The 21,445-nt window shown below is 57.8% G+C and carries 20 protein-coding genes and 1 tRNA gene; 7 read left to right on the forward strand and 14 right to left on the reverse strand.

The window, feature by feature from the left end; genetic code table 11:
- Positions 1 to 42 precede the first annotated feature (42 nt).
- Positions 43 to 834 carry a hypothetical protein gene (locus O3S85_RS18785; protein WP_269542455.1) on the forward strand — a complete coding sequence of 264 codons (792 nt, stop codon included), beginning with the start codon at positions 43 to 45 and terminating at the stop codon, positions 832 to 834.
- A gap of 15 nt (positions 835 to 849) precedes the next feature.
- Here the strand turns inward: O3S85_RS18785 and O3S85_RS18790 are convergent, their stop codons facing one another.
- A complete protein-coding gene (locus O3S85_RS18790; protein WP_269542458.1) occupies positions 850 to 1,638 on the reverse strand; it encodes an SDR family oxidoreductase in 789 nt (262 codons plus the stop codon).
- Between the two features lie 325 nt (positions 1,639 to 1,963).
- On the opposite strand from O3S85_RS18790, the gene O3S85_RS18795 reads away from it, so the two are divergent.
- From O3S85_RS18795 to O3S85_RS18810, 4 genes are all read left to right on the forward strand, one after another.
- Positions 1,964 to 2,740 (forward strand): succinate dehydrogenase cytochrome b subunit, encoded by a 777-nt coding sequence (locus tag O3S85_RS18795; protein WP_269542460.1) that lies wholly within the window; start codon positions 1,964 to 1,966, stop codon positions 2,738 to 2,740.
- 22 nt (positions 2,741 to 2,762) lie between these two features.
- A complete protein-coding gene (locus O3S85_RS18800) occupies positions 2,763 to 4,757 on the forward strand; it encodes a fumarate reductase/succinate dehydrogenase flavoprotein subunit (protein ID WP_269542463.1) in 1,995 nt (664 codons plus the stop codon).
- Between the two features lie 66 nt (positions 4,758 to 4,823).
- Positions 4,824 to 5,585 (forward strand): succinate dehydrogenase/fumarate reductase iron-sulfur subunit, encoded by a 762-nt coding sequence (locus O3S85_RS18805; RefSeq protein WP_269542465.1) that lies wholly within the window; start codon positions 4,824 to 4,826, stop codon positions 5,583 to 5,585.
- A gap of 248 nt (positions 5,586 to 5,833) precedes the next feature.
- Positions 5,834 to 6,688, forward strand: a complete 855-nt coding sequence (locus O3S85_RS18810) for a PEP-CTERM sorting domain-containing protein (protein WP_269542468.1) — start codon at positions 5,834 to 5,836, stop codon at positions 6,686 to 6,688.
- Positions 6,689 to 6,785: 97 nt separating this feature from the next.
- Here the strand turns inward: O3S85_RS18810 and O3S85_RS18815 are convergent, their stop codons facing one another.
- The 5 genes from O3S85_RS18815 to rnpA all read right to left on the reverse strand — a co-directional run bounded on the left by O3S85_RS18815 (position 6,786) and on the right by rnpA (position 12,260).
- Positions 6,786 to 8,441, reverse strand: coding sequence for a peptidylprolyl isomerase (locus O3S85_RS18815; RefSeq protein WP_269542471.1), 1,656 nt, complete (start codon positions 8,439 to 8,441; stop codon positions 6,786 to 6,788).
- 118 nt (positions 8,442 to 8,559) lie between these two features.
- A complete protein-coding gene (locus O3S85_RS18820) occupies positions 8,560 to 9,303 on the reverse strand; it encodes a YebC/PmpR family DNA-binding transcriptional regulator (RefSeq protein ID WP_269542474.1) in 744 nt (247 codons plus the stop codon).
- A 69-nt stretch (positions 9,304 to 9,372) separates the two neighbouring features.
- Positions 9,373 to 11,313: a membrane protein insertase YidC gene (yidC, locus tag O3S85_RS18825; RefSeq protein ID WP_269542476.1), complete on the reverse strand. Its 1,941-nt coding sequence runs from the start codon at positions 11,311 to 11,313 to the stop codon at positions 9,373 to 9,375.
- A 219-nt stretch (positions 11,314 to 11,532) separates the two neighbouring features.
- Positions 11,533 to 11,880 carry a membrane protein insertion efficiency factor YidD gene (yidD, locus tag O3S85_RS18830; protein WP_269542479.1) on the reverse strand — a complete coding sequence of 116 codons (348 nt, stop codon included), beginning with the start codon at positions 11,878 to 11,880 and terminating at the stop codon, positions 11,533 to 11,535.
- Positions 11,877 to 12,260, reverse strand: a complete 384-nt coding sequence (gene rnpA, locus O3S85_RS18835; protein ID WP_269542481.1) for a ribonuclease P protein component — start codon at positions 12,258 to 12,260, stop codon at positions 11,877 to 11,879. The genes yidD and rnpA overlap by 4 nt, the downstream gene beginning before the upstream one ends.
- 172 nt (positions 12,261 to 12,432) lie before the next feature.
- Here rnpA and O3S85_RS18840 point away from each other — a divergent pair, with 172 nt between their 5' ends.
- Positions 12,433 to 13,251, forward strand: coding sequence for a hypothetical protein (locus O3S85_RS18840; protein ID WP_269542484.1), 819 nt, complete (start codon positions 12,433 to 12,435; stop codon positions 13,249 to 13,251).
- A 141-nt stretch (positions 13,252 to 13,392) separates the two neighbouring features.
- On the opposite strand, the gene O3S85_RS18845 is transcribed toward O3S85_RS18840, so the two are convergent.
- The 3 genes from O3S85_RS18845 to O3S85_RS18855 form a co-directional block, all read right to left on the reverse strand.
- Positions 13,393 to 13,477: transfer RNA gene (locus O3S85_RS18845), tRNA-Leu, on the reverse strand.
- An 84-nt stretch (positions 13,478 to 13,561) separates the two neighbouring features.
- Complete coding sequence (locus tag O3S85_RS18850) at positions 13,562 to 14,305, reverse strand: 3'-5' exonuclease (protein WP_269542485.1); 744 nt, start codon at positions 14,303 to 14,305, stop codon at positions 13,562 to 13,564.
- Entirely contained in the window at positions 14,302 to 16,245 is a 1,944-nt protein-coding gene (locus O3S85_RS18855) for a DUF294 nucleotidyltransferase-like domain-containing protein (RefSeq protein WP_269542487.1), read from the reverse strand. The genes O3S85_RS18850 and O3S85_RS18855 overlap by 4 nt, the downstream gene beginning before the upstream one ends.
- Before the next feature lie 102 nt (positions 16,246 to 16,347).
- Here O3S85_RS18855 and O3S85_RS18860 point away from each other — a divergent pair, with 102 nt between their 5' ends.
- Positions 16,348 to 17,169, forward strand: coding sequence for a mechanosensitive ion channel family protein (locus O3S85_RS18860; protein WP_269542489.1), 822 nt, complete (start codon positions 16,348 to 16,350; stop codon positions 17,167 to 17,169).
- Between the two features lie 59 nt (positions 17,170 to 17,228).
- On the opposite strand, the gene O3S85_RS18865 is transcribed toward O3S85_RS18860, so the two are convergent.
- From O3S85_RS18865 to ribD, 5 genes are all read right to left on the reverse strand, one after another.
- A complete protein-coding gene (locus tag O3S85_RS18865; protein WP_269542491.1) occupies positions 17,229 to 18,056 on the reverse strand; it encodes a sterol desaturase family protein in 828 nt (275 codons plus the stop codon).
- Positions 18,053 to 18,556: a hypothetical protein gene (locus tag O3S85_RS18870; RefSeq protein WP_269542493.1), complete on the reverse strand. Its 504-nt coding sequence runs from the start codon at positions 18,554 to 18,556 to the stop codon at positions 18,053 to 18,055. The genes O3S85_RS18865 and O3S85_RS18870 overlap by 4 nt, the downstream gene beginning before the upstream one ends.
- Before the next feature lie 67 nt (positions 18,557 to 18,623).
- Positions 18,624 to 19,085 (reverse strand): DUF5069 domain-containing protein, encoded by a 462-nt coding sequence (locus O3S85_RS18875; RefSeq protein WP_269542496.1) that lies wholly within the window; start codon positions 19,083 to 19,085, stop codon positions 18,624 to 18,626.
- 555 nt (positions 19,086 to 19,640) lie between these two features.
- The gene (gene rdgB, locus O3S85_RS18880) at positions 19,641 to 20,285 is read right to left on the reverse strand and encodes an RdgB/HAM1 family non-canonical purine NTP pyrophosphatase (RefSeq protein ID WP_269542498.1); all 645 of its coding nucleotides are present in this window, start codon (positions 20,283 to 20,285) and stop codon (positions 19,641 to 19,643) included.
- Complete coding sequence (ribD, locus tag O3S85_RS18885; protein ID WP_269542500.1) at positions 20,282 to 21,412, reverse strand: bifunctional diaminohydroxyphosphoribosylaminopyrimidine deaminase/5-amino-6-(5-phosphoribosylamino)uracil reductase RibD; 1,131 nt, start codon at positions 21,410 to 21,412, stop codon at positions 20,282 to 20,284. The genes rdgB and ribD overlap by 4 nt, the downstream gene beginning before the upstream one ends.
- Positions 21,413 to 21,445: the final 33 nt, after the last annotated feature.

Here is a 21,445-nt window from a genome sequence, read left to right on the forward strand (position 1 = left end):
ACTTGCCACACTTTGCCCGAACGCATCAACCAACGATTTCCCATGACACGATTTCCCGCAACTTCAATTCTCGGCGGACTACTCGCTCTTGTCTTCGCCGCAACGCTCTCGGCAAAGCCCGCGCACCAAGAGTTCATGGCCACCGATGCCGTCCAGGCCGACCTCAAAGGGAAGGTCAAGCGCGTGAAAGAAGTGACCCACAAAGCAGACGACAACGGGATTTACCAAGAGGAAGACAGCGAAATCGAACTCTACGACATCCATGGCAGCCTGATCGAAGACAAGACATACGACAGCGAGGGCGAGCTCGTGGAGTCGACACTCAACTCCTTTGACGACGACGGCACCTGGACTCGATCCGAAGAGACCGACGAAGACGGCAAGAAGACCTATAAAATCCTACTCGACCAAGAAGGAAGACGCCTGGCCAGCGTTGAGGAGACAACCGGCGAAACCGAGGTCACGACATTCACCGAGAATGGTTTCGAAGATAACGGTTTTACCAAGAGTGCCCGAGGGAAAATGCTGAAGAGATTTTCGATTCTGCGAAATCCAAACAACAAAGAGCGTCACCTCGTTTTTGAGGAACCGGCCGGCGTGCGCTCCGCAGTGCTCGACATCCAGTGGAACGAGAATGGCGATGAGAGCGCGATGACCATTAACTTCTTCAAGGACAAGCGCTTCACCGTTCAAAAAACTTACAAATACACGGAGCTAGATGAACAAAACAACTGGCTGATACGCGAGGTCGTATCTTCATTTCTGGATGCCGACGGCAAAGAGCTTTTTAAAAGCTACGAGCGCGTCGTCCGCGAAATCACTTACCACGAATAAACCTTGCAATCGCCGCTACCCAATCAGGAGCGATTGAGCACCGTCGATAAAGATCTCTGTGCCGGTAACGTGCCGGGAATCGTCGCTCGATAGGTAAAGCACGAGCTTGGCAACGTCTTCCGCCGAGCCGGATTTTCCATCGGTCAGGGGAACCTGGCCCTCGGGGTATTCGACGGGTTCACCCGCATCGTGGGAGCCATGACTTGTGTTGTCATCGATGCTGCTTTCGATCGCTCCCGGGCATATGACATTCACGCGAATGCGCTCACTGGCAAACTCCAGCGCCAGCATTTTAACCATAGCCGCCTGCGCCGCCTTGGACGCCGAATAGGCCGTTGCGCCCGTGTTGGAAAACACCCGCGTACCGTTGATCGACGCCGTAACAATCATCGACCCGCCGTTTTCTTTCATGTAGGGATAGGCGAACTTCAGCGTGTGGAACGTGCCGTTGACATTGATGTTGATCGTCTTGGCAAAATCCTCGGGCGACATTTCCTCAATCGGTGCCCACAGGCCATTGATGCCCGCGTTGGCGAAAACAATGTCCAGTCGGCCATAAGCCTCGACCAACTCATCCATCGCGGCCTGCATTTTATCCGCTTCCGTGATGTCGGCCAGGACTGGCAGCGCCTCGCCGCCGGCGTCTTGGATCTCGTCAGCCGTCTTCTGGATATTCTCCATCGTGCGCCCCAAAACACCGACTTTGGCACCCGCCTTGGCCAGTGCCAGCGCACTTGCCCGGCCAATACCTTCTCCGCCGCCGGTCACCAGCGCCACGCGTCCTTTGAGGTCATAATCTGCCATATCACACCCATAAACCACGCACACAGTGATTGCAAATGGCAGTCGCCATTGGTCGCGCAAACGTTGCCCGACTTCCCCGCCCACCGACTACTCCAACCGCCCTCCCAGCATTAGCATTCCGCATACTGAACTCACCTCGGATGCCCCCTTAACGCGAACAAGTCTCATTCTCCAGAATCGCTTATTATATGAGCCATAGCCTAGCTTATATCCGGTGAATAAGGGCGTTTAGGGCATTGATATTTGCCCACTACCGCACAAACTCTTGCATTAGCTTTTTTTATGAGCTAACTGCAATTGGTCGGACTTTTATACGACTTCCGTTATGAGCACATCTAAACCCTGTCGCATTCCTTCGCTAGTTAAGAAATACTTAATGGCCATATCCGGGCTTGTCCTGGTTGGTTTCATTCTCGGACACATGCTGGGGAATCTCCAGTTTTTCATGGGCCCGGAAGTAATTAACGCCTATGCCTATCACCTGCATCACCTGCCTGGCGCGCCGTTCAGCCTGTGGGCAATCCGCGGCTTCCTGTTGCTCATGCTCGCTGTCCACGTGTGGATGGCCATCCTGCTGACCAAGGAAAACCGCGAAGCACGGCCGGAGTCTTACCTCGGCCAAAAGACCAACGTGGCCACCTACGCCTCACGCACCATGCCGATCACCGGCGTGCTCATCCTGGCGTTCATCGTTTTCCACATCCTCCAATACACCACGCGCGTCGTGCCGGAGGATTACAACCAGACCATTGGCGAGTCCACCATTGAGGTCGCCCACGTGCAGCTGGAATACTTCGACGTTTACGCAATGATGGTCAGCGGCTTTTCCAGCCCGATCATTTCGCTGTTCTACATCGTCACCATGGGGCTGCTCTGCATGCACCTCAGCCACGGTGTGCACTCGATGTTCCAGTCTGTCGGCCTGCGCAATGAGTCCTGGCGCCCGAAGCTGAAGCTAGCCGCGGCAGCCTTTGCCGGCCTGATCTTCATCGGCTTTGCTTCGATCCCCGCTGCCGTGCTGGCTGGTGCCGGTTCCGGCTACCTCGCCGAAAAGGAAGCCGCCTGGGCCAACGCCCCTGCCAAGTCCGCCCCCGCCCACTAATTTTCAAACACCGCACATTGCCATGGAACTGAATTCCAACATTCCCGAAGGCCCGATGGACCAGAAATGGTCGCTCCACAAGGGCAAGATCAAGCTCGTCAACCCGGCCAATCGCCGGAAATACCACGTCATCGTGGTCGGCTCGGGCCTGGCAGGCGCTTCGGCGGCAGCCTCCCTCGCGGAGATGGGCTATCAGGTGTCGTGCTTCTGCTATCAGGACAGCCCGCGCCGCGCCCACTCGATCGCAGCCCAGGGCGGCATCAACGCGGCTAAGAATTACCAGAATGACGGTGACTCTGTTTACCGCCTGTTCTACGACACCGTCAAGGGTGGCGACTTCCGCAGCCGCGAGGCCAACGTCCACCGCCTCGCCGAAGTCTCGGTGAACATCATCGACCAAATGGTCGCGCAGGGCGTTCCCTTCGCCCGCGAATACGGCGGCCTGCTGGCCAACCGCTCCTTCGGCGGCGCGCAAGTTTCCCGCACGTTTTACGCTCGCGGCCAGACTGGCCAACAGCTGCTCCTCGGCGCTTACTCACAGCTTTCCAAGCAGATCGGCCTCGGCGCGGTCAAGATGTATAACCGCCACGAAATGCTGGAGCTGGTCCTCGTCGATGACGACGACGGTAAGCAGCACGCCAAGGGCATCATCACCCGCAACCTCGTGACCGGCAAGATCGAGCGCTGGGCCGGCGACACCGTCGTCCTCGCTACCGGTGGTTACGGCAACGTCTTCTTCCTGTCGACCAACGCGCAGGGTTGCAACGTCACCGCCGCCTACCGCGCGTATAAGAAAGGCGCCGGCTTCGCCAATCCGTGCTACACGCAGATCCACCCGACCTGCATTCCGGTCCACGGCGAGCAGCAGTCCAAGCTGACGCTCATGTCCGAGTCGCTCCGCAACGATGGCCGTATCTGGGCCCCCAAGGACAAGGCCGTCGCCGAGAAAATTCGCAAGGGTGAGCTTAAGGCCAGCGACGTCGCCGAAGATGATCGCGACTATTATCTGGAGCGCAAGTACCCGAGCTTTGGCAACCTGGCCCCACGCGACATTTCCTCCCGCGCCGCCAAGGAAGCCTGCGACGAAGGTCGTGGCGTCGCCTCCTCTGGCTTGGGCGTGTTCCTGGACTTCCGCGACGCGATCAAGCGCCTCGGCAAGGACACCATTGCCCAACGCTACGGCAACCTCTTTGACATGTATCAGTGCATCACCGGCGACAATCCATACGAGACGCCGATGATGATCTACCCTGCCGTTCACTACACCATGGGCGGCCTCTGGGTGGACTACAATTTGGAGAGCAACATCCCCGGCTTGTTCGTCGCGGGTGAGGCCAACTTCTCCGACCACGGTGCGAACCGCCTCGGTGCCTCCGCCCTCATGCAGGGCTTGGCCGACGGCTATTTCGTTCTGCCCTACACGCTCGGTAATTACCTGGGCGAGCAAGGCATCGCCAAGGCGGGCAAAATCACTTCGGACCACCCGGCCTTCGAGGCTGCGGAGAAGTCAGTCCGCGAGCGCATCGACAAACTGCTTTCCATCCAGGGCGACGAAAGCCCACGCAGCTTCCACCAGCGCCTCGGCAAGATCATGTGGGACAAGTGCGGCATGGCCCGCTCCAAGCAAGGCCTCGAAGAAGCGATCAAGGAAATCCAGGCGCTGCGCAAGGAATTCTGGAGCCGCGTAAAGGTCCTCGGCGACGGCGACGAGCTAAACCAGGAGCTGGAGCGTGCTGGCCGCGTGGCCGACTTCCTGGAGTTCGGCGAGCTGCTCTGCCGCGACGCCCTCATGCGCGAGGAGTCCTGCGGCGGTCATTTCCGCGTCGAGCACCAGTCCATGCCCAACGACCCCGAGGTCAAGGAAGGCCTCATCTCCGAAGGCGAAGCCAAGCGCGACGACGAGAATTTTGCCTTCGCCGGCGTCTGGGAATACATGGGCGACGACGTCGAGCCCAAGCTCAACAAGGAAATGCTCACCTACGAAGTCGTTCACATGGCGACGCGTTCTTACAAGTAGTCAACCAGTCGCGAGTTTCGAGTTACCGATACTTTAATTTTTAATCTTTAATTTTTAATCTCAGCCATGCAACTACACCTAAAGATTTGGCGACAAAAGAATTCTGACACCAAGGGCCAATTCGTCAGCTACGAGCTGCCCGACGTCGACGAAGGCTCATCCTTCCTTGAGATGCTCGACATCATGAACGAGCAGCTTGTGGAGAAAGGCGAGGCACCGGTCGCGTTCGACCACGACTGCCGCGAAGGCATCTGCGGCATGTGCTCGCTCGTCATCAACGGCGAGGCCCACGGCCCCGAGCGCGCCACCACTGCGTGCCAGCTGCATATGCGCCACTTTAAGGACGGCGACACGATCACCATCGAGCCCTGGCGCGCCAAAGCGTTCCCCGTGGTGAAGGACCTCGTCGTCGACCGCACCGCGTTTGACAAGGTCATCCAGGCCGGTGGCTTCATCACCGCCCGCACCGGTTCGGCCCCCGACGCCAACGAAATTCCGATCCCCAAGCCCATCGCGGATGAGGCCATGGACGCCGCCGCCTGCATCGGCTGTGGTGCCTGCGTTGCGGCCTGCCCGAACGGCTCGGCCATGCTTTTCACCTCCGCCAAAGTCGGCCACCTCAACCTGCTTCCGCAGGGCAAGGCCGAGAAGGACCAGCGCGTCATGAAAATGGTCGAGGCCATGGACACTGCTGGTTTCGGCAACTGCACCAACTATGGCGAATGCCAGGCGGTGTGCCCGAAGGAGATCACCCTGGATTTCATCGCTAAGATGAATCGCGATTACGCGGTCGCCCGCGTTCGCAATTTCTTCAATAAGGCTAGCTAACGCTTCCCCGCGAAGCATCAGCAGAAGCGCCCGCCGTCCCTATGGATGGCGGGCGTTTTTGTTACCCAATAACACTAAGCCGATCCCCTAAAAATATCTCCGAAGCGCCCCATCGAAAAATATCCGATTGCCACGATTCCAAATGCTTATAGTGTCTAAAGTCATCTAAGCGCAAAGACCATTAAGACCCACCAACGACTGCTATGAGACTATCCATCCTTACTCGCCCACCTCGCAACTCTATCCAAATGCCGCTTAAAACCAGCCTCGGGCTGATCGGTTTCCTAGGCTGCGTGGCCACTGCCCAAGCCCAATACGACAGCCTTAGCGGTACGTTTTTCTCAAACGGCTCGGCCCCTGCCGACAACGACCTGCCCGCCGACACAGAAGTCGTAAACCTCAGTGGCATGTATACCACCTCGCTGACTGATGGCAGCCCGGGCGGTAGCTATAACGCAAGCGCCGGAGGGACCGTCACCTACAACAGCGCAGCGATCAGCAGCGAAGCCGCAGCCCAGGCAAACATGATGGCCGACACCTATGCTAATAGCTACGCGAGCTTGATCAGCGGTAAAGATATGCTGTCATTCGACTCCGCCGTGCCTTTTACGGTCAACTTCACCATTTCCGGCGAGACCGCCGTGTCGTTTGGCCCAGGCTCTGACATCAACGAGCTCGACTCGGTGTTTTCCCTTTCGGTGTTTATCCCGACGAAGAATGGCGAGGGCGTCGTGACGAACCCGGCCGGTCAATTTGTCGGCAGCATCGTGGCGAGTTCCAATGGATTCAACCTGACTGATTCTGATACCGACTCCATTGCCGTCCTGCTCAATCCAGGCGACTCTCTCTACTTCTCGTATAGCACGTCTCTGAATACGCGCGTAACGGCCAATGCTGAAGACACACTTGCCAGCTTGGCGCAAGCCTACGCCGCCGGCAGCTTTCAATTGGATGGCTTTGAAATCGGCGGCGAACCGGCAGAGATCACCGTGACCTCTGATTCCGGCACTGACTACACGCCCGTCCCTGAGCCCTCCACCTACGCTACCCTGCTGGGCCTGGCGACGCTGGCCATGGCCTACCTGACGCGACGCCGCGGTTAAGCCCCCTTACTGTAACTTTCCGTCAATCTTGTTTAACAAAACGCCCGCCTTCGTAAATCGAAGGCGGGCGTTTCGGTTGTAAAGATCTCGCAGGTTGCTACAGAGCTGACTGGTCTTCTGCCTCCAGCTTTTTGTTGCCGATTGCGATGAGCTCGTTGACGATGCTGCCCTCGGTGGCCATTGCGATACGGCTTTGCATGCGATCCATCTCGGAAACGACTTCTTCCGAGTCCGGTGAGACTTCCGGGATGTCAGTTTTCTTGACGTAGATGATCGTGCCGACGTCGTTAAACTCTTCGAGGTTGGAGACCTCGCCTTCCTGCATTTCGCTGAGCGCGCTCAGCTCGAAGTTGTCGATGCCTTCCGGCTTCTGCATCACGCTGAAATCGTCGAAGGCCTGCACCTTAAACCCGAGCGTTTCGGCCTCGGCTTTGAAGTCCTTACCAGCATCAACGGCAGCCTGTAGCTCCACCTCGGCGTCGCGCGCCTTGAGGTCGAACTGGCGCAGACGCTCGTATTGCGTGTAGTCCGCAACGACTTGGTCATAAACTTCCTGCATCTCGGGGATACGTGTTGCGCCGGTTTCCTTAACCAGCACCACGGCCGCGCCTTCCGGCGTCTTGATGCCGTCGGTGTAGAAACGTTTGTCGTCCAGCGCAAGCACTTGCTCCAGGCCAGCAGGCGGAATCACGCCACCCACATCGAGCTTGCTCGCACTGAATGGCGGCAGCTCCTTGGGCTCCACCTTGAATTCGGTAAACAGCGCATCGAGCGGCACGCTCTTGGGGTCGTTCCCCTTGCGCGCGGCTTCGTAAGTGGTGTCGTAAAGCGCAACAGCGAGTTTGTTCGCCTCGGTCAGCGCCAACTCCTGGGCCTTGTCTTCCTTGTATTTGGCGATCACCTGGTCCTTGATCTCGGCGAGCGGCTTGGTGACACCCTCTTCGTTCTTGGGCCACTTGGCGCGATTTTGGTTATAAACGGCGCTTAGCTCACCCTCGGTCGGCTCGGCGACTTCATTAATAAAATCCGACACCGGGAAAGAAACATACTCGGCGATGATTTCCGGCTGGGTTTCGTAGCGGGCTTTGTTTTCTTCGTAAAACGGGCGTAGAACCTCTTCGTTAATCGTCAAGTCGGGCGCAAAGTTTGCGGCGTCCATGCGCGCAATCTCGACCCACCATTTGGTGTCGCGGCGCTTAATTTCCTCAACCGCAAAATAAGGCATCACGTAGCCGGGGCCACCCAGCGCCTGGGCCACCTGATCGATGCGAAAGTCCTGCGAAAGCGCAGTGATCAGCGTGTCCTCGGTCATGTTTGGGTTGTTTTTGAACGAGTCGACGAACTGAGTATACATTTCCTGACTGAACTGGCCGGTGCGCCAATCCTGGAAAGCCGGGCGCTCTCCAACATAGGCTTGAAACTGCTCCTGCGTCGGCTCGGGTATCTGCAACTGGGCGGCCAGGTTGAGCATCACCGCTCGCTGCATGACACCATAGGACACTGACTGATCAGAGATGCGCTGGCTCTCCAGAGCGAGCGAAATCGTGGTCCAGCGCTCCAGTGCTTGCACGTCGCGGGCGGAGTTCATGTTGAATCCGTAGAAGTCGCGCGGACCGGCGTTGGGATTGGTCGGATTGCCGAAGCCGCCGAAGTTACCAATGGTAAACACGAACGAGATAATCACCACCACCAGAATGATGCCGAAGATAATCTTGTGGTGCTTCTGGATGTGGGTTTGCAGCCAGGTGAACATGATTTTTTAAAAGTTCGAAAGTTGGGAGGTTGGGAAGTTTGAAAGTCGTAAAGGAGTAGTCTGTTTGAAGTTTGGAAAGTTTCGTCGCGAACACTTACGACCCTTCAAACATTCAAACCTACGAACTTAATAAAGACTCGTCGATGTCGTAATTGGCCCACACGGCCTTGACGTCTTCCAGGTCGTCGAGGGTTTCCGTAAGGCGGAGCACTTGCTTAACCACATCTGCATCAGTGACGGGCACCAACGTGTTCGGGATGTAGGCCAGCTCGGAGCTATCGGGCTCGATACCCTTGTCGTTGAGTGCGGTGCTCACGGCGTCGAATTCCGCCATTTCGCAGGTGACTTCGAAGTGGTCATCGTTGTTGACGATGTCATCGGCACCGGCTTCGAGGGCGACTTCCATCAGGGTTTCCTCGTCGGTCTTGTCGGAGGAGATGATGAACTGCCCCTTGCGCTGAAAATTGAACGCCAAGGCACCGGCACCCGCCAGATTGCCACCACATTTGGTAAAGGTGGAGCGCACTTCGGAGGCGGAACGGTTTTTGTTGTCAGTCGTGACTTCGACGATCACCCCGACGCCGCCCGGACCGTAGCCTTCGTAAACGAGCTCTTCATAAACGACGCCCGGGAGTTCGCCGGTGCCCTTCTTGATAGCGCGGTCCACGTTGTCCGCCGGCATGTTCGAACCCTTTGCCTTGATGATGAGCATCCGCAGGCGGGGGTTGAACTCAGGGTCGCCACCACCGTCGCGCGCGGCAATGGTCAACTCCTTGGAGATGACGCTGAAAATTTTGCCACGCTTGGCGTCGATCGCCGCCTTGTGGCGCTTAATGGTGGCCCATTTTGAGTGTCCTGACATGGTGAATGCGGGGTTTTAAACGTTATTTCTGATAATTTTCGGCGGTGCCTTTCAATGATATAATCAGGCCTAGCGCTTTTTCTTACCGCCCTTTTTCGGAGTTTGGCCGGCCTTTTTGGCGGCTTTCTTGGCAGGTTGCGCTTCGGAAACGTCGATGACTTTGTCGTCCGTTTTGGTGTCTTCCTCGTCGCGCTTGCGGTTGGTCAGCCACTGCTGGAAGATGGAAATACAGTTCTGCACAGTCCAGTAAAGCACGAGGCCAGACGGGAAGCTATAGCAGAAGACCAGGAAGATCACCGGCATGAACTGGAAGACCTTGCGCTGCATGTTGTCCGTGGTCGGCGTCGGCGTCATGCGCATCTGGATGACCATCGCGCCCGCCATGAAGAGCGGCAGCAGGTGGAACCAATCCGGCATGAAGGGCAGTGTGTCCGGCACGGAGAGGTCCTTGATCCACAGAAATGGCGAGAAACGCAGGTCGGAAGAAGTCCGCAGCATGTAGAACAGGCCGAGGAAAATCGGAATTTGCAGCACAATCGGCAAGCAGCCGGCGGCCGGGTTGATCTTGTGCTCCTTGAAGAGCTTGATCATCTCCTGCTGCGACTTTTGCGGGTTGTCCTTATACTTTTCCTGGACCTCCTTCATCGGGCCCTGGATTTTGCTCATCGCCTTGGCGGAGCGCACCTGCACCTGCGTCAGCGGCCAGAGCATGGCCTTAATGATGACCGTGAGGATGATGATCGAGAAGCCCCAGCCCCAGGTCGGCGCAACGTGAACGAGCAGGCCATGAATACTGATCAGCGCCCAGAGAAGAATCTTGCTGATCCCGCCAAAGAAGCCGAACTGCATGATCTCGTCCTGGTCCTGCCCCATCGCATTGAGGCGGAAGTATTCCTTGGGCCCGACGTAGAATGTGGTCTGGATGGACTTCTTTTCGCCCACCGGGACCGAGCCGAAGTCGAACTCCATGGCCCCGGTCAGGCCTTGCTGGAGGTCCGGGTCTTCAATGGTGTCGCTGAGGTCAATCGGCTTGGCGAAGATACCGGTGCCGAGCGCGTCGGTCGGCGTAAGGACCGTGGTGAAAAACTGATTCTTGACCGAGGCCCAGACAACAAAGCCCTGACCAGCCTCGTCCACAAACTGCTCATCGACGAAGCTGCGAGGCGGATTCGAGCCAATGCCCAGGAAGCCCTTCGAGCCGGTAAACTTGCTCATTTTAAGGAATTCGGCGTCCCCGGCGGCGTAGTAGCCGAAGTTCAGGAATTCCTTACGCACGTCGCCCTTGGTCGGAGGCGCGGAGCCAACGTTCAGGTAAATTGCCTGCAGCGGCAGCGGTTGGTCGCCTTTGTTGACGATGTGCGTGTCGTGCTTAATGACGTAGGGATCGCCTTCGCCGCCCTCTTCAGTCAGCACGTAGTTGCGGATAATCGCGCCGCCGGAGGAATCCTGATAGGCAAACTGGATGATGCCCTTTTCCGGCTCATGCTTGGTGACCTGGAAGTCCGGCTTGAACTCGTCCGGAATACCATCCTTGTCTTCGTCAAAGCTGATCGCGAGGGCTGGCTTCTCCGAGCCGGCACCAAAGAGGTAGGGCTCGTCGCTGTTCAGCGTGGCCGGATACTTGAGACGGCCGTCGGGCATCACGTCGATGAAGGCCACATTTTTAATCGCGCCGCCCTTACTGGTGAAGGTCACGCGGATGTGTTCGTTGGCCAGCTCGTAGGTTTGCTCGGGCTGCTCGGACTCCTCCTGCGCGATGGTTGGCAGATCGCTCTCTGGCTCATCGGCGGAGAAAAGGCTGCGGGTCTCGGAACCACTGGAGGGCAGAGATTGCTTTTTCGGGGCAGCTGGGTCGGCCTCGGTAGCGCTGTCAGGCGCTTGCTCAGGCAGTTGCTCCTGGCGCACGCGCTCGTCCTCTGCCGCTTGCTGGCTTTTCTTGACTTCCTGCGTAAACAGGAACATCGCCGCCGCCATGAGCAGGATTCCGATAATGGTGTTCTTTTTGTCCATGTGATTTGGCGCCGATCATGGCGCGAGTGAAAACGGACAAGCGAAACGGATTCCGGCTCCGCTTCAATGCTAATTTTCCAGCGGTTTTGCGCGGGAGGAAAAAGGAAAAAGATTAAAGGAAAAAGTTCAAGCTGGTTAATGGGCGTAAATCTGCAGTGCAATAAAGCTCGAACCGATGTATCGAACTCAATGGCCGTTTCGCCACCAAACCTTTTTCCTTTAATCTTTTTCCTTTTTCCTCCCGAGCCTTCGGCCCGGAACCGGATCACACCCACCGGGGTGCCAGGGGCCGCATTTTAAAATGCGCACGAAGCCCAACCAACCGCCCTTAAAGAACCCGTGCCGTAAAATCGCGACGCGGGTGTACTCCGAACATGTTGGATGAAAACGACATCCGCCACCCGGCCCGAGAATGAGCCTTTTCATCGGTGAAAGCGTCAGTTGGTAAACACGAACCCAAAATGCGGCAAATTTGGCCAATAGCCCGGCCCGGGCCGCCTCTTCCGGCGTTAGCTTCGAAGACTCGGCGTCATCGGTATCGGGTTGGCTGGGCTGACCGCAGCTCACGACGCGGGCGGGGGTTCATTTTCACGCTTCCAGCGCTTCACCGCGCGGGCGGCAGCGTCACGAAAACGTTCCTCAAGCTGCGGTAGCGTCTGATCGTATAGCTCCTTGCGGACGACAAAAATCACGTCGCAATGATCGGGCAGGCATTCCTGGTTGAGCCGAAACACCTCGCGCAACATGCGTTTGCCGCGATTTCGCTGGACGGCACCGCCCACCCGCCGCGATGCAATCACCCCCAATCGGCGGCACGGGCGCGCCGTGGGATCCATCGGTGGAAGCACCCGGCACAGGAACGCCGGGCACTCGTAGCGCAGCCCAATACCGCGCTCGCGATCAAATTCGCGGCGTTTGCGAAGGCGTTGCCAAGGACGAAGGCGCATGGGCGAAAGAAAACGGAAAAAGCCCCAAGGAAAAAGGAAAATCGGCGTAGGCCTGAGTGCGACCGAGGACTTTATTCAAAAAAACACAAGAATGCGTATTGACATTGAATCTCAGTCTCTCAACTTAGGGCCTCGAATTGAGACAGAGTCACACTTTCAACAAGCGATACAAATGAAACTGAAAACACTAAGCATCCTCATTGGCGGCGCAGCTTTGGCTCCGTCCGCCCTACTGGCCCAATTCGCGGGCCCTCAACCAGTGGCTTTTGACACGGGAACGACCAGCACTGACGGCTGGTATACCCTCACCTCAGCCGAATATCCGGGCTACCCCGGCTTCCCGGGCAGCGGTCCGTGGCCCAGCGGCATGGCCCCACAAACCGGAGCCTCCACGGCAATCCTCGACAAGGTGTCCAATGGCGCAGGCGGCGGCCCCTTCCCGGCCAGTTCCGGCCTCTACAACGGCGGCTTTTCTGGCGATGCCAATCTGAATGGTGGCACCCTTGCCGTCAACGAAAGCAGCCCGGTCACCGGACTTTCCACGATCGTGTTCCAAATCAGCATCGGTGAATCCAATGGTTACGACTTCTTCGATAACGGCGGCGACATCCAATCCCCCGAGCTGACCATCAGCTATGGTTCCAGCCAATCGATCACGCTCAGCCCGGACATCACCGAGCTCATGCAGGCCTATAACAACGGCACGTTCACCCCTCCAGAAGGCGAACCGCAAGACCTCTTCATCAATCTTTACGGTTACCAGTGGGATGTCAGCACTTACTCAAACATCACCGACCTGAGCATCCAATGGACCGGCGTGCAGCATGGTGTCACCTACGGCCTGCAGTTGGATCAAAGCAGCGTTGACTACGGCAGCACCAACATGATCCCGAGCGTTGCCGTGCCGGAGCCTGCCGAATGGGCCAGCATCGTTGGTTTTGTGACCCTTGGCCTCGTCATGCTTCGTCGACGTCGGAAGTCCGCACAGTAAGCATTTTTCCTAAGCAACTAGCAAGCGTCGGCCCTTTATCAGCCTGGGGGGTCGGCGCATTTGCGTACACAGGTGTCATTTACCGAATCCGCCTACGATCGACTGCGCACATGGCGCGAATCGAATGATCCAGCGGAAAGCTGGTACTCGGGACAGGGGTCGAACCTGCACGTCGTAAGACACTGGAACCTAAACCCAGCGCGTCTGCCAATTCCGCCACCCGAGCATGCGTAAAGTTCAAGATTAAGAGGATCAAAACCAGGTTTGTCAACCAAGCCTTGGCTAATAAAAAAGACAACTCAGCCCGCGATCAATGTGCGCTGCCTTGCCCAGTGGCTTCCTCATCCACGTAGCGCTCGCTGAGCTGGCCGATGGTCGTGCGGCCGGCGCGCTTGGCGACGCGCAGCAGCTTGATGAAGATTTGCGCGGTGATAAAGGCGTCACCTGCGGCCGTGTGGCGATCATGCGGGTCCACGCCAAATCGGCGACAGAGGCCATCGAGTGAGAAGTCCCGTGAGCGGGCGAAATCTGGCGAGGCCTCCAGTGTCCGCTGGAACGGAGCGTTGGAGTCCAGATCGTCAAACATGCCGTCGCGCTCGAGGTGCAGGGTCAGGTCCATCGTGTCGAGCCAGCGGTTTTTAAAGTCCAGGCCGAAGCGGCGCTGGCAGGCGTTTTTAATCACCTCGACATCAAAGCCAATGTGGTGGCCAACGATAAAACCGTCCTTCAAATATCCAAGCAGGCCGACCAACGCCTCCGCCTCATCCATCCCGTGCTCGGCGGCTTCCTCTGCCGTGATGCCGTGCACGACGACCGAAGAGGTGTTGTAGGCGATTTTAATCAGCGCCTCGTATTGGTCTTCCAGCAGGATGGTGCCGTCCTGCACCGTCACGGCACCAATGGTGATGATGGAGTCTTTTCGCGCGTCAAGGCCGGTCGTCTCGCAGTCCAGCGCGACGAAGCGCACTTGATTGACCGGTGTGCTGTCCAGCAACTCCTCGTTAAAAGAGTCACGGTAGACCTGGATCTCGTCATCGTCGCCGAACAAATTCATGACAAAGATTTTCCTTCGAGTTCAAAGTATTCGGCGGAGAATTCCATCAGCCGCACCACGGTTTTAAAGATCGCCTTGCAGCGCTGCACCTCGGTTCGGGGCAGGTCCTCGGGCTTCACGTACTGGCCGTCGTCGCCGCGGCGCAGGCCCAGCCGGGTCTGCAAACGAATCGCATGGCTGAAGGCCTCGGCAGCTTCCTCAAACAGCTCCCGCTGCTCGACCAAGTGGCGGGCCACGCGCTTAAAGCGAATCGGCGTAAAGGTGGTATCGTCCAGATTGAGGCTCAGCGCGAACACGCGGGCAATATCCACCAGCGGCATCAGCGCGTGGAGCTTCGTGTCGATGCTAGTCCAGAGCGTGCCCGACTGGTCCATCACCGAGTCACGGAAGATCGTGATCGGCGGCAGATTGTCCATGGCGTCATTAGCCAGGATCGGGATGAAGTTCGGATTCTGGTGGATGCACTCCTGGATGTGAATGCGCAGCTCATCCAACAAGCTCTGATCGCCGTAAAGGCAACGGGCGTCGAAATACGGCGTTTTGCGCAAAATGTCGTTCTCGATCGGGCACGCAATCCATGCACGGTAACGTTCTTTCCAGACGCTGAGCGCACCGCGCCAATCGAAATTGGTAGCCATGCGCGCCTCTGGGTCCAACGGGAAGCCGCACGGGGCGAGCATCGCAGTGACCTCGTTAGCCATGTGCTTAAACCAGTTCTCTGCCTCTAACCCGGCATTGCCCTCCGGCAGCTCATCATAGATCATGGCCGTGCGTTGGGAAGAACGCAGGAGTCGCTCCTTGCGGCCCTCACTGTGCATCCCCAGCCATGCCCAGCGGACATCCGGCTCGATAAAGCCCTCGGCTTTCAGCTTTTCCCGGCACAGCTGGACAGCACGCTCCAGCACAGCACCGTCCACCTCGGCGACAAAATCTGACAACCAGTAGACCTGCGCCTCGCCCTCAATAAAGTGCAAGAGCAGCTCGTCGGCGCGATCGCGCAATATCGCCAGCGAATGCGGGGTTTCGGCGACCGAGATTTCCTTGGCCAAGAAGGTGGGGATACTCCCGTGGAGCATCTGGATCGAGCGGTCACTAATGATGCCTACCACCGGCGAGTTGACCGTGCCATCCTCCGTCACGATCAAGTGATGCAGGCGATGGTGCAGCATTTCCAGAATCAATTGACCGGCGCTCATGCCCGGGCGCACCGTGATCAAACTACGCGAGGTAATCTCGCTCGCCGGCGCGTTAACGGAGGTCAACCCCGTCGCCACCCGCGCCGATAGATCGGACTCGGTAATAATGCCTAACGGCAGCTGATTTTGGTCTACGGCCACAATGGCTTCCTGCAAGCCGGGTGCCAATCTCTTGGCCACCATGTGAATTGGCTCATCCAGCTTATAAGTGAGCAGGCGGTTCGAGGCACGCTCGTTGACGGGGCCCGCCTTTTGCAGCCAGTGCGCCGGGCGTTCATCGATGCCGCGCGCATTGTCGGGCGTGTTGGTCTGGCGGCGCGGTTTGAAGCCTTCGCCAAAATATTGCCGGAAATATTCGCCCACCTCCGGGTAATTTTCGCCAATCTCCCGGAGCTTTTGCTGGGGTATCGCGTAGATAATGGTGTCACTGGCGGTCTTGACCGTGCAGCGGTATGGCGTATCCGGGGAGTCAAACAGGAAGCCCAGCAAATCCCCCTCCACCCGCACATCGATCAGGTCTTCACCGCGCGATGATTTGCGGTATAGGTTCACCGTGCCCTTTTGCACGACATAGGCAAAGCGCCCGCGCTCGTCGCCCTCCTCATAGACGATTTCTCCACCTTCATGGAATTTTACCCGGCCCAGACCAGCCAGGCTGATGCGGTCCTCATCCGAGATCATGTCAAACGGAGGATGTTCTTTTAAGAAATCCGCGACCCGGAGAGATATGCTGGAGGTTTTCATTGAAAAGTAACAGGGTGAAGCTATGTATTTATTCGCCCTTACAGGGTTAAGAATTTAATAGTTTGCCGATTATTCAAACTCTAAAACTCAACATTACCTGCTATGGATTCTGAAGCAAAAGATCTGATTGCAATTCTGCAAGAATACTCACTCGCCCTTCTGTGGGCATTGGTTACCTTTTTCATTGGTAAATGGCTGGCCAAACTGGTCACCGCCATTGCGCGTAAAACCATGGAGGCGCGTAAGCTCGACGAGACAATCGTCAAGTTTCTCTCCAACCTGCTTTACTCGACCCTGCTGGTCATTGTGGTCCTCATGGCCGCCGATGAGCTGGGCATCGAGACCACCAGCGTCATCGCCGTTCTCGGTGCTGCCACCCTCGCCATTGGCTTGGCCCTGCAGGGCTCTCTGGCCAACTTCGCGGCAGGTGTGATGCTCATCATGTTCCGCCAATTCCGCGTGGGCGACTTCATTGACGCCGGCGGCGTGGCTGGCATCGTCGAGGAAATCCGTATTTTCGACACAATCATGCGCACCCCCGACAACAGGGGCATCGTCGTCCCCAATGGCCAGATTCTCGGTGGCCCGATCACCAACTTCTCTGCCAAGGACACCCGCCGCATGGACCTCGTCGTGGGCGTCAGCTATGACGACGACATCCGCAAGGTAAAGGCCATCCTCACCGAGATCGTCGCCAACGACCCGGGCACACTCGAAGAACCGGCCCCGACCATCGGCCTCCTCGAAATGGCAGACAGCTCCGTCAACTTCGCCGTCCGCCCGTGGGTCAATCGCGTCGACTACTGGGACGTCTTCTTCCGCCTGCAAGAGACCATCAAGCTGCGCCTCGACGAAGAGGGCATCACGATTCCCTACCCGCAGCAAGACGTCTACATGCACACTGTCGAAAAGAAGGCCTCCTAAGCCAGTATTCCGCTGGGCCGATTCTCTGGCGCATCGTGCCAAAGCAGTGCCGCAAAATTTCACGAACCGTCCCGGGCATCCGGAGCGGTTTTTTGTTGGGCCATTGCGCGGGCTTTGCGGCGACGGGGCTTGAGCGGGTGCAGCATTTGGCCCAGGTAATTGCCCGGCATCGGCTCGCGAATACCAAAGCTCTCCGGCTCGTGATCCGGGCAGGTGTAGGTGCCAAAGAGCTTGTCCATCAGCGGCGAAAGGTTGGCGTAGTTTCCCGAATCGCGCGCCTTGTCGTGGTGCCAGTGATGCAGCTCCGGCGAACCGATCAGACAGCGCAGCGGACCAATCGGCAGCCGCACATTGGCGTGTATAAAGATCGCCCACAGCCCGCGAAACGCGATCAATGCGGCGAGGCTCTCCATGGGAAACCCCAACACGAAGGCAGGCAGGTTAATGAGCCCGATGGTGTAAATGGAATCAAGCGGATGCTCCCGGTGCGCCGCCAGCCAGTCCAGGTGCTCCGCCGAATGATGCACCGCATGAAAGCGCCACAGGAAGTCCACTTTGTGCTGAATACGATGCCCCCAGTAGATGAGAAAATCACTCAATACGACGACTTCGATGCCGATCAGCCACCAGGGCTGCGACGCCACCATCTCGCGAAAGCCCGCCGGGACGATGCTCGTCAAGCCCGTGCGAAAATAGCTGAGCACCCACAACACCAAGCCGCCCCAGAGCAGGTATTGCCCGATAAAAAAGCAAAAGTCCAACCACCACTTTGGCCGGAAAAAGCGCTGCCCGGGCTTCGCCGGGAACACGCGCTCCAACGGCACGAAAACCGCACACAAAAACAAGAATGAAGCCGCGGTCGCCAAGAGCATGTAGGCAACACTCATTCAGCCAACGCCTCCTTGTCGCCTTCTTCCTCCTCGGTCTCCTCCGGCTCGGGCGTAACGACCGCCGGAAAGACCATTCCCGACTTCGAGCTCGAAAACAAGCTCGGCTGCCCCGGCTCCACTAAAAGCAGTGATTTCGAGCTGTGCATGAGTTGCGAGCTCGTGTCTGCCTTGATGGACTGCTCGGAATCCAGTTGTGGCAAGGTGTTTTGCTGGCTCGACAGGCTCAAAATCTGCTCCTGGTAATCGCTGCCTTGACCACCGATGTTTCCAAGGCTCTTGCCCGCCCCAAAAGCCAACGAATCGACTTCGCTGGACGGTTCGAGAATGTACTGCTGCGCCCCGCCAACCAGCCTCAGGTTTTTGCTACTAGCCAGCTCCCGCATCTCCTGCTTTTGATGCTGGTAGGCGATGTAGCCGCCAGCCAGGCAAATAGGCACAAGGAGCGCGAGTATCTTGATCCAAAGCGGTAAGGGGTCACCAGCAGAGCGTCGAGGCATCCCGCTAGGACAACTGCTTTTCGCGGTTAGTTCCTATAAAAAGCCAACATTTATTCCGACACTCAAGCTACCCCAGGCGGCCCTCGTCGAGCTCGATCATATCGGCGACGGACTTGACCTCGGTCTCCCAGTCGAGGCAGCCCATTTTCTCCAGTGACTCGCGGATAAACTCTCGGCCGGCCTCGGTCATGCCCTTTTGGACGACTTCGCGATTCCACTTGGCCGCCTGCACATCTTCCGGAAAAAGCTCCAGCAAACGGCGATCCATTTCGGTCTCGTCTGCGCTTTCGCAGACGATGGTTTCGACATCGCCGGGCTCCACCCCAAGGTGCATGCAAAGGAAGCGGTCGAAGCCGCGTTTGTAATTTTTGCGGTAGCTCTTGGGCAGCTCGCCATGCTGGTGCGTGTAGCGGATCTTCGCGATGAAGCGCGGCAAATGCAGCAGCCCCGTCGCCGCATGAGGCAGATACGGCGAGGGCAATTCAGTGAGCACTTCTCCGGTCGAGCCGGGGATGGGTCGGGATTTCATAGCGGTAGACAAGCAGATGCCGATGAAGGCGAAAAGTTAGAAACGCAATTTTTTAGCCGCGGATGAACGCGGATGGGACGCGGATAATGGGCTCGAATGGAATACGGATGCCAGCGAGGGGCGTTTTTGGAACTACAGATAACAAAGATGATCGCGGATGCCAGCAATGCGTGTTTTTTGAGCGATTCAAAGATCATCCCTTTCTGATTGAGGTAGCACAGGCACGTCTCGCGCCGCACAGCATGCTGACGGCGTGCGCGGTTGGCTTCAGCCATCCGCATGCTGGTTATGCTCTGCGTATTGGCCTGTCTACATGTCGGCCTCTAAAGAGACCGACCTACGCTACTCCAATTGGGTGCGGCGCGAGACGCGCCTGCGCTACCTAAGTCAGATGGGTTTGGGGCGAAGGCAGAGCTTCGCGTTCCGCCAGCATGCTGCTCTCAAACTATTGCTGCCTCCAAGCTTCCCGTTCTTCCCGATCTTCCTGTTTAAAATATCTGCGTTCATCTGCGCTATCCGTAGTTCAAAAAAACACGCATCGCTGGCATCCGCGTTTCATCCGCGTTCATCCGCGGCTAAATTCTCTCTGAGCCATTTGGCCAACAGTTGGCAAGCATGTGCACGGTGGCTGATGCTGTCTTTGACGGCACTGCCGAGTTGGGCAAAGGTTTCCTCGTATCCGTCGGGCGCAAAGAGCGGGTCGTAACCGAAGCCCGTATCTCCCGCCGGGGAGTCGAGCATCTGCCCGGGGCAATGACCGGCAAAGATTTCGTCCACGCCATCCCCCAACAACACCAGCGTACAGACAAAACGGGCACCGCGTTCGTGCGGCGGCTTGCCCTCCAAGGCCTTGAGAAGTTTGGCGTTGTTATCGGCGTCCGTCGCACCGGCACCGGCGTAGCGCGCGGAATAAATACCGGGCGCACCATCGAGCGCATCGACCTCCAGCCCGCTGTCATCGGCGAGAACCCAGTTTACTTTGCCATCCAAAGCTTGCTCCTTCACTTTGCGATGCAAAGCTTCGGCCTTCAGGCGCGCGTTTCCGGCGAAGGTGTTTGCGTTTTCCTCGACCTCCGGCATGCCGCCTACAGCCTTGGCGCTGACGACCTCGATGCTCACGCCAGCGCGCTCCAGGGCGGCGGCGATCTCTTCGGTTTTGTGGGCGTTGCCCGTGGCAACGATGATGCGTGGCGTGTTCATTCGACAGGATACTCCATGAAGCCGCGTGTGAAAACGTCTTGCCCGAAAAGCACGTGACGCGGCTCGCTCAGGACGATGGCGTCGGCCATCTCACTCGTGTTCAACCCGGTAAAGGCGGGCAGTGCCTGGCTATCGGCCAGTAGTTTGGGCGCGCGATAGCAGAGCAGGTAATCAATCAGGCACTCCGCGAGCATGTCGCTGAGCAGGCCGCAACCGCCCTCCACCATCACGCCGGTCAGGTTCTCCATGAGGCATTTTTTCTGGAAAACTTTATAAAAGAGCCCCGCCGGATCGTTGGGTATTTCCCACACCGTCACCCCAGCGGACTTGATGCGGCGCAGGCGTATCTGGTCGACCTCCGCCTGCGTGACGAGGACGGTCTTCGCGCGGTGCTCATCGGTGAACACCTTGCACTGCAAGTGATCGGCCAGCCGGAGTTGCCGGTCAAAGACAAAGCGTACCGGACAAAACACCGGCTCGCCTTCGCGGCGGGAAGTCAGCGCCGGGTCATCGGCAATCACCGTACCCGCACCTACCGCGATGGCCGGAAACAAACGGCGCCATTGATGAACATCCGCGCGGGACTCATCCCCCGTCACCCAATGGGAATGCCGTCGGCGGGTGGCAATTTTCCCGTCGAGCGTCATGGCGACCTTGGCCGCGATGAACGGCGTTTCCCGGACGATGTAGTGGTTGAAAATCAAATTCATGTCCGTGCACTCATCGGCCAGGACCCCCTCGACGACTTCAATCTCGGCCTCGCGTAAAATATCGATGCCCCGCCCGGCGTGCTTCGGGTTCGGGTCACGCGCGCCAATGACCACCCGGGCAAATCCACGCTGGATAATCGCCTCCGTGCAGGGGCCCGTCCGCCCATGCGTCGAGCAGGGCTCCAGCGTCACGTAAAGCGTGGCGTCATAGCGCGGACGATGGCCCAGGGCCTTGATCGCCGCAACCTCAGCGTGGTCGCCCCCTGCCCGCTCATGCCAGCCCTCGGCGACGATGCGGTCGCGCTCCACAATAATCGCGCCGACCATTGGGTTGGGGTGCGTATCCCCCCAGGCCCGCTTGGCAACGTTTATCGCATGGCGCATGTAAAATTCATCTGTCTCTAGGTCCTGGGGCATAAAGATACAAAAAGACAGGTTGCGCGGCGGTAT

The organism is Cerasicoccus sp. TK19100, assembly GCF_027257155.1.
GTDB classification, from domain to species: domain Bacteria; phylum Verrucomicrobiota; class Verrucomicrobiia; order Opitutales; family Cerasicoccaceae; genus Cerasicoccus; species Cerasicoccus fimbriatus.

Excerpts from the sequence above, each read along its gene's own strand:
- O3S85_RS18820 (WP_269542474.1), bottom strand. The coding sequence starts at position 9,303 with ATGTCAGGACACTCAAAATGGGCCACCATTAAGCGCCACAAGGCGGCG.
- O3S85_RS18855 (WP_269542487.1), bottom strand. The coding sequence starts at position 16,245 with ATGAAAACCTCCAGCATATCTCTCCGGGTCGCGGATTTCTTAAAAGAA.
- O3S85_RS18870 (WP_269542493.1), bottom strand. The coding sequence starts at position 18,556 with ATGCCTCGACGCTCTGCTGGTGACCCCTTACCGCTTTGGATCAAGATA.
- O3S85_RS18875 (WP_269542496.1), bottom strand. The coding sequence starts at position 19,085 with ATGAAATCCCGACCCATCCCCGGCTCGACCGGAGAAGTGCTCACTGAA.
- O3S85_RS18795 (WP_269542460.1), top strand. The coding sequence starts at position 1,964 with ATGAGCACATCTAAACCCTGTCGCATTCCTTCGCTAGTTAAGAAATAC.
- O3S85_RS18860 (WP_269542489.1), top strand. The coding sequence starts at position 16,348 with ATGGATTCTGAAGCAAAAGATCTGATTGCAATTCTGCAAGAATACTCA.
- O3S85_RS18785 (WP_269542455.1), top strand. The coding sequence starts at position 43 with ATGACACGATTTCCCGCAACTTCAATTCTCGGCGGACTACTCGCTCTT.
- yidC (WP_269542476.1), bottom strand. The coding sequence starts at position 11,313 with ATGGACAAAAAGAACACCATTATCGGAATCCTGCTCATGGCGGCGGCG.
- rnpA (WP_269542481.1), bottom strand. The coding sequence starts at position 12,260 with ATGCGCCTTCGTCCTTGGCAACGCCTTCGCAAACGCCGCGAATTTGAT.
- O3S85_RS18810 (WP_269542468.1), top strand. The coding sequence starts at position 5,834 with ATGCCGCTTAAAACCAGCCTCGGGCTGATCGGTTTCCTAGGCTGCGTG.
- O3S85_RS18850 (WP_269542485.1), bottom strand. The coding sequence starts at position 14,305 with ATGAATTTGTTCGGCGACGATGACGAGATCCAGGTCTACCGTGACTCT.
- O3S85_RS18800 (WP_269542463.1), top strand. The coding sequence starts at position 2,763 with ATGGAACTGAATTCCAACATTCCCGAAGGCCCGATGGACCAGAAATGG.
- O3S85_RS18805 (WP_269542465.1), top strand. The coding sequence starts at position 4,824 with ATGCAACTACACCTAAAGATTTGGCGACAAAAGAATTCTGACACCAAG.
- ribD (WP_269542500.1), bottom strand. The coding sequence starts at position 21,412 with ATGCCCCAGGACCTAGAGACAGATGAATTTTACATGCGCCATGCGATA.
- O3S85_RS18815 (WP_269542471.1), bottom strand. The coding sequence starts at position 8,441 with ATGTTCACCTGGCTGCAAACCCACATCCAGAAGCACCACAAGATTATC.
- rdgB (WP_269542498.1), bottom strand. The coding sequence starts at position 20,285 with ATGAACACGCCACGCATCATCGTTGCCACGGGCAACGCCCACAAAACC.
- O3S85_RS18790 (WP_269542458.1), bottom strand. The coding sequence starts at position 1,638 with ATGGCAGATTATGACCTCAAAGGACGCGTGGCGCTGGTGACCGGCGGC.
- O3S85_RS18865 (WP_269542491.1), bottom strand. The coding sequence starts at position 18,056 with ATGAGTGTTGCCTACATGCTCTTGGCGACCGCGGCTTCATTCTTGTTT.
- O3S85_RS18840 (WP_269542484.1), top strand. The coding sequence starts at position 12,433 with ATGAAACTGAAAACACTAAGCATCCTCATTGGCGGCGCAGCTTTGGCT.